Source organism: Rothia sp. HMSC066G02 (assembly GCF_001813145.1).
Classification (GTDB): Bacteria; Actinomycetota; Actinomycetes; order Actinomycetales; family Micrococcaceae; genus Rothia.
Genome location: NZ_KV811583.1, coordinates 59,787 through 67,218 on the forward strand (window position 1 = coordinate 59,787; position 7,432 = coordinate 67,218).

Annotated in this window: 4 protein-coding genes; all 4 read left to right on the forward strand. The window is 52.8% G+C overall.

The window, feature by feature from the left end; genetic code table 11:
- Window positions 1-304: 304 nt before the first annotated feature.
- The 4 genes from topA (at window position 305) to HMPREF2894_RS01320 (ending at window position 7,259) form a co-directional block, all read left to right on the forward strand.
- Window positions 305-3,121, forward strand: coding sequence for a type I DNA topoisomerase (gene topA / locus HMPREF2894_RS01305; RefSeq protein ID WP_070677517.1), 2,817 nt, complete (start codon window positions 305-307; stop codon window positions 3,119-3,121).
- Window positions 3,122-3,383: 262 nt separating this feature from the next.
- Window positions 3,384-4,355, forward strand: coding sequence for a Ppx/GppA phosphatase family protein (locus tag HMPREF2894_RS01310; RefSeq protein WP_049358931.1), 972 nt, complete (start codon window positions 3,384-3,386; stop codon window positions 4,353-4,355).
- Window positions 4,356-4,467: 112 nt separating this feature from the next.
- Entirely contained in the window at window positions 4,468-6,012 is a 1,545-nt protein-coding gene (locus HMPREF2894_RS01315) for a hypothetical protein (protein ID WP_070634903.1), read from the forward strand.
- A 179-nt stretch (window positions 6,013-6,191) separates the two neighbouring features.
- Window positions 6,192-7,259 (forward strand): hypothetical protein, encoded by a 1,068-nt coding sequence (locus HMPREF2894_RS01320; protein WP_070677519.1) that lies wholly within the window; start codon window positions 6,192-6,194, stop codon window positions 7,257-7,259.
- Window positions 7,260-7,432: the final 173 nt, after the last annotated feature.

Here is a 7,432-nt window from a genome sequence, read left to right on the forward strand (position 1 = left end):
GCCCCCATGTACCCCGTGCACACACCACCGCTCCGGTACCGTATGATGTACCGAGTACCCTGCGCACTCGTGCAAGCTCAACACGCCCGGTCCTCATCAACTAGAACCGTGCCAGCTCGCCCAGTGCCGGGTCACCGCGCGCTCGCCGCATGAAACGCACCGAGCGCACCACATCAACCCAACATAAACTACACCCCCCCCGATCACCTCACCCCACGTACACCACACCCTGTCGGCGCCCACAAGGGCCAGCGTAGGTTATGGTTGAATACGTAGCTTTTCAACACACAGATAGAGGAGTGCCGTGCCCGCTCAGGCAAAGACCGGAAAAGCCCTGCTGATTGTGGAGTCTCCCTCCAAGGTCAAAACCATTAGCAGCTACCTCGGCGAGGACTACCTTGTCGACTCATCCATGGGCCATATCCGCGACCTTCCGCAGCCCTCCGAACTGCCCGAAAACCTCAAAAAGAGCCCCGTCGGTAAGTTCGCTGTCAACGTTGAAGAGAACTTCGAACCCTACTACGTGGTCAATCCCGACAAAAAGAAAAAGGTCGCCGAACTCAAGCGCAAGCTTAAAGAAGTAGACGCGCTCTACCTGGCAACCGATGGTGACCGCGAAGGTGAAGCCATCGCATGGCACCTGAAGGAAGTCCTCAAGCCCAAGGTACCCGTCTACCGCATGACCTTCCCCGAAATCACCCGGGAAGCCATTCAGCGTGCCTTCGGCGAACTGCGCGACATCGACCTGCACCTGGTCGACGCACAGGAAACCCGCCGCATCCTCGACCGCATCTACGGCTACGAAATCTCCCCCGTACTCTGGCGCAAGGTCGGCCGCGGCCTCTCCGCAGGTCGCGTGCAGTCCGTCGCAACCCGCCTCGTGGTTGAGCGCGAACGCGAACGCATGGCATTCGTCGCCGCCAACTACTGGGACCTGACCGGACGCTTCCTGACTGCAGCCTCCGAAGGCTTCGACGCCAAGCTGGTCGCCGTAGACGGCAACCGCATCGCCACCGGCAAGGACTTCGCCGACAACGGCACCCTCAACACCTCCAAGGTCACCCACCTGAACGAGGAAGCTGCCCGCGCGCTCGCCGCAGCCCTGCAGTCCGCCGCGTTCTCGGTACGCTCCGTTGAGACCAAGCCGTACAAGCGCCGCCCGGCAGCGCCGTTCACCACCTCCACCCTGCAGCAGGAAGCCGCACGTAAGCTGCGTTTCTCCTCCCGCGTGACCATGCAGGTGGCGCAGCGCCTCTACGAAAACGGTTACATCACCTACATGCGTACCGACTCGGTGGCATTGAGCGAGCAGGCAATCTCCGCCGCACGCCGCCAGGCATCCGAGCTGTACGGCGCAGAATTCGTGCCCTCCGCGCCGCGCGTGTACACCTCCAAGAGCAAGAACGCGCAGGAAGCCCACGAAGCAATCCGCCCCGCCGGTGACACCTTCCGCACCCCGGACGCTGTTCGCGGCTCCCTGTCCAACGACGAATTCCGCCTCTACGAACTGATCTGGAAGCGTACCGTCGCCTCCCAGATGGCTGACGCGACCGGTTCCACCGCCTCCGTGCGCCTGGGCGCCGTGGCATCTAACGGCCAGGACGCCGAGTTCGCTGCATCCGGTACCGTCATCACCTTCCGCGGCTTCCTCGCCGCCTACGAGGAAGGCGTTGACGCATCCCGCGTGGCTGAGCGTGAGGCGAAGGACGCTGAGAAGCGCCTGCCGAACCTGACCACCGGCGAGGCACTGACCGCCGAGGCGATTGAACCCGCCGGCCACGAGACCCTGCCGCCCCCGCGCTACACCGAGGCGTCCCTCGTGAAGACCCTGGACGAGCTGGGCATTGGCCGCCCGTCCACCTACGCGGCGGTTATTTCGACCATCATGGACCGCGGATACGTGAACGTTCGTTCTGGTTCGCTGATTCCGTCCTGGATCGCGTTCTCCGTGGTGCGCCTGCTCGAATCCAGCTTCGGCCCCTACGTAAACTACGAGTTCACCGCGCAGATGGAAGAAGACCTCGACCGCATCGCACGCGGCGAAGAATCCCGCGTCGAATGGCTGGGCGAGTTCTACTTCGGCGGCGGCTCCAAGCGCGGCCTGAAGCCCATCGTCGACAACCTCGGCGAGATTGACGCCCGCAGCATCAACTCCATCCCGATTGCGGACGGCATTGTGCTGCGCGTGGGCAAGTTCGGCCCCTACCTGGAAGCCGAAGGCACCCTCGACACCGAGACCGGCGAACTGACCGAACCGATCCGCGCGAACGTACCCGCCGACCTGGCACCGGACGAACTGACCGAAGAGAAGGCACGCGAACTGCTCGAACAGGGCAAGTCCGACGGCCGCGTGCTCGGCGTGGACCCGGTCTCCGGCAACCAGATTGTGGCACGCGACGGCCGCTACGGCCCCTACGTCACCGAAGTCATCGAAGAGATGACCGAGGAGCAGATCCAGGCGTACCTGGACGCGCAACCGACCGAATACTACAAGAACGGCAAGCCCAAGCCGAAGAAGAAGCCCAAGCCCGCCAAGCCGCGCACCGCGTCCCTGTTCAAGTCCATGGACCTGGCGACCGTGACCCTGGAGCAGGCACTGCAGCTGATGAGCCTGCCGCGCGTGCTCGGTACCGACGCTGAGGGCGTGGAGATTACCGTGCAGAATGGCCGCTTTGGCCCGTACCTGAAGAAGGGCACGGACTCCCGCTCGATTGGCAGCGAGGACGAAATCTTCACGATTACGCTGGAGCAGGCGCTGGAGATTTACTCCCAGCCGAAGCAGCGCGGTCGTGCGGCGGCTAAGCCTCCGCTGGCTGAGCTGGGCGTGGACCCGGTCAGTGAGAAGAAGATCGTGGTGAAGGACGGCCGCTTTGGCCCGTACATCACCGACGGTATTACGAACATTACGGTTCCGCGTGCGGAGTCGGTCGAGTCGCTGACCCACGAGCGTGCGGTGCAGCTGCTGGCTGACAAGCGTGCGAAGGGCCCGGTCAAGCGTAAGACCGCCGCGAAGAAGACCACCACGGCTAAGAAGACTACCGCTAAGAAGACGACTGCAAAGTCTACTACCGCGAAGAAGACGACCACTCGTAAGACCGCGGCGAAGAAGACCGCCGAGTAGCTCTTCTATCTGAAGGCGCAGGATGCGTCCCGAAACCCCCGTGTGGGGGAGGGGCGCCTCCTGCGCCTTTGGCGTGCCCGGAGAATGCAAGCCCGGGAAATGGTGCCCGGCGCGTTTTTAGGCTTGCGCTGTGCTGATGCTGGGCATCCGCCCGGATTGTTTGCGGAGTGAGCCACGCCTCTGACAGACTGGAAGAGGCGCCGCACCTGCGGTACCGCACACAGACAATATCCCGCCGCGGGGCGGGGGAGGGGAGCGCATCGTGCGCCTGGGAGTTCTGGATGTCGGGTCGAATACGGTCCACCTGCTACTGATTGACGGCAGCCCTGGAGCACGCCCCGAACCGTACGCGTCGCACAAGATTCCGCTGCAGCTCGTGCAGTACCTCGACGCTGAGGGCAATATTTCGCAGGAGGGTGCGGACGCGCTGACCCGCTTCGTGACTAGCGCCCGTGATTTCGCGATCGAGAATGAGGCGGAGGACCTGCTGGCGTTCTCCACGAGCGCTATCCGTGAGGCGGGTAATGGTGCGGCGGTGCTGCATCAGGTGCGTGAGCAGACCGGCGTGAGCCTGAACGGTATTTCGGGTGATCAGGAGGCGGCGATTACGTACTTTGCGGTGCGCCGCTGGCAGGGCTGGGGTGCGGGCCGCATCCTTGATTTTGATATTGGTGGCGGCTCGTTTGAGTTTTCGACGGGTACGAATGCGTTGCCGGATGCGGCGATGAGCGTGCCGTTGGGTGCGGGCCGTCTGACGCGTGAGTTTTTTGATGAGCAGCCGCCGAGCCCGAAGCAGGTGAAGCGTCTGCGTAAGTATGTGCGTGAGCAGATTGCCCCGGTGGCGGAGAATCTGTTGCGTTATGGTGCGCCGGATATGACGGTGGGTACGTCGAAGACGTTCCGTTCGTTGGCGCGTATTTGTGGTGCGGCGCCGTATTCGGCGGGCCCGCATGTGAAGCGTGAGATGCATTTGCAGGATTTGCGCCTGTGGACTCGTCGCATGGAGGCGATGACTGTGGAGGAGCGTAGCGATTTGCCGGGTGTTTCGAAGGCGCGTGCGGAGCAGATGCTGGCGGGTGCTATCGCTGCGGAGGCGGCGATGGAGGCGTTTGGGGTTGAGACGATGCGCGTGTGCCCGTGGGCGCTGCGTGAGGGCCTGATCCTGAAGCGTATTGAGCACCTGGCGGAGGGTACGGGTACTCCGGTCAACCCGAAGACCCTCCTGGGTGAGTAGAACATGATGATGAACCCCGCAGGCTGGTGCGTAATGGGCACAGGCCTGCGGGGGTCACCGCTTTTCTTGTATATAACCCACCGACAAAGACGTAGGAAAGGAACAATCACCGATGAAAATCCAAGAAGTTATTGACGAGGTCAACAACACCTGGGGCGAAGAACACGAAGAAAAACGGAAAAAGATGCTTACGAATAACGTATTTCTGATGCCGGGAGTACTAATTATTCTTGTCTCGATTGCTTATCTTTTCCCGTTAGTAATAATTGGGGCAACGTTTATTTTTTCATCTAATAGAACTTTTGATTTATCTTATGGGATAATTTCTGCGTATTTTAATATCCCATATTATGTATTTGATCTTCGTGTGGGTATTATTGTATCCATTGCAAGTATTCTTTTAAGCCTGTATGTAAGTGTTGGGAAATATGCAGACGGGGCTGAAGGTGTATACGCTGAAGCTCGGCGTGCCGCATATCGACAGTTTGTGAAAATTGTCGGATTTATTATTTTTGTGGCGTTTATAATCAGCTTTTGGCATGGTCTTCTTGCTGGGTATCTCAAAGGCGAATCATTTGCCCCAGAGTGGTTTTTTCTACCTAGAGAGTGCCCTGAATGGTGCAGGTTGATGGTGCCAGCAGATATGGATTTATCGAGATATGGAGAAATGCCTTTATGGATTCTTATATTCTTTGCATGGGTCACTATTTCTTCTGCTTTAATGTTGACATACAGCGAAACAGATATTTTGATTCATAATGTTTCTAAGATTCGTAAATATAACCAGGGTGTAGTTCGTGATAATCACTCCGCCTTAAAGGCTTACTGTTTAGCTGAAGAAGCTTTTAACTATCCGGAGAAAGGCTATTTCACAAAAAATCTTAAGGATAAGTTTATTGGTAACTCTCAGAGAAGAAATCCTCTCTTTCCATCGCGATATTCATACTCTGGGTTTAGATTTAAAACCAATCTCAGTGGATTTCTTTGGAATACATCCATTATTAAAATGGTTTATGGGTTGCTGTTCATCTTGTGTATTTCAGGGGCCGTTTCGTCAATTTTATCTTTCCAGTATATTGGGGCTGACTGGAATTTAGGTCTAATATTTATAATTTTTGCCTGGGAATCAATATTCTTATTCTTGGATGTTAATTACGTGTATAAAGGGGTATATAAGTCTAGGATGAAATACCTTCCGAGACAAGAGAAAGCTCGTGAGTGGGTCGATTTCTATGGATTTAGTGGTTTAAATGTGTGGGTACTAAGAATAATTCTGATCGTACCGGTGGCTTCTGTTTTTGGGTATCTTTTGTACATTGCTTTCACAGTGGACCCGCAGTACCATGTTTGGAGAAATGAAGTTATTACTATAGTTTTGATCGATTCTGTGCTTATATTTTTTCTATACATCTTTTTCTTTAAAATTAAGTGTATTCTGCAGATATCTATCGAGTGTGAAATTCGAGCTTGTATGATGCAAGAGTTTAAGGAATCTATCTGTAATTCGGGTGGTGAACCGAGTGAGGAGCCGAATTATTTGCTTATTCCATATTTTTATTATTTGATGTTAGACGTTGAAAAAATTTACTCTGATTATAAATCTGAACACGGGGATAAAGGATTGAATGAAGGAAGGAGTTTATCTTCATGTGATTAAATTTTATCTATTAATAGGTGTATATTGAGAATTTATATTTATTTGGGAAGTCTTAACATAGATAATCTATTGAAGTATATATAATTTTTCTTTGGGTAAAATTGTTGGAAGAATTCAGAGATAATAAATTTTCTCTGTGATAAGTGGGAAACAAAGGTGTAAGAAAGGAACAATCACTGATGACGAACCAACTACTGTTAGAGCAGGTGCTAGCTGAAGGATTCAGCTGGGATTATCTCTGGCATTGGACCCATGATCCGGATATTTGGAAGGCTATTATCCCCGCCTCCGCGACCGTTATTGCTTCGCTGATTGCTATTATCGGCGTTTGGCTGACAGCTCGTCGGACAACGCAACAGATTGAGCTTTCCAAACAAGGAACACCACCAGAGCTAACTCGTTATATAACATGGGTTGAAGCATCTGAGAAATATAAAAATCTCATGGAATTTGAGAGGGGCAATAGTTTCGAAGGTTCCGAAAAGGAATACAAAGAAATTAAAGCATCCCGAAAGGCTGCTCTTCAGCGAGCTATATGGGAACGGAAAGTAATTTCTGCCTGTCCTGATATTCATGTACAGAAGCGAATTCTGAACATCCCTTATGTAATTCTACTAGGTAAGAAAATCGATTTCTTCACATTGTGGCCCTGGCTTAAATCTAGGTCTGTGAAGACTCTTGAACATATTTTCTCTGTTCTTATTGCAATATGGCTAACTGTGATACTTATTGAGTATTTTCAAGACGTAAAAAATAAGCAAGATTTTTTTGTTAATGTTTTTTCTTTTGTGGTTACTGCATATATCTTCGGTTATGTTTTGACCCTTCTTTCTGTAGAACATGGAGAAATGGATGCTGAATATCACTGTATTCAAATACGTATCGCAGAGACTAGCTCAAAGGGAGAAGAGCTAGCTGGTTCTTTTTCAAGATACGTCGCGAATAGGCGTCGAGTACGTTTCGCTTTCTCAAAGAGTGAGTATCGTGAATGGATATATTATCCAGGGTTTTCGCTTCGGGAAAGGCCGATTTGGCGATTTATTATTCCGGTAATTCTATTTGTTTATAACCTCTTTCCTGTTTATTGGGTTCTATGCCTCTTTAGTTGGAGTAAGTACGGGGAATGGAAAATGTATGGAACGTATCGCCTCAGTGCTTTTGGGCTTGATGAAGAGAAAAAACCGAAGCGAGAATTATGGACTAAGCTATCCAAATTATTAAAAGAAAAAATAAGGCGATTTAAGTAATATCCTTATTTTGGGATTGAGGCCTGAGAAGCCACATGTGTTTCGAGAAGCCACATCATATGTGGCTTCTCGCTATGGGGCTGTAACCCGTGCAGAATTTGTGCCATGGTTTAGTGTCTTCTGCCATAGTTTTTAACTACAACCAAAGACACTAACCTATGGCACAAATCCGT

What these genes read in the sequence shown, in the direction of transcription:
- HMPREF2894_RS01315 (WP_070634903.1), top strand. Translation starts at nt 4,468, where the DNA reads ATGAAAATCCAAGAAGTTATTGACGAGGTCAACAACACCTGGGGCGAA.
- HMPREF2894_RS01320 (WP_070677519.1), top strand. Translation starts at nt 6,192, where the DNA reads ATGACGAACCAACTACTGTTAGAGCAGGTGCTAGCTGAAGGATTCAGC.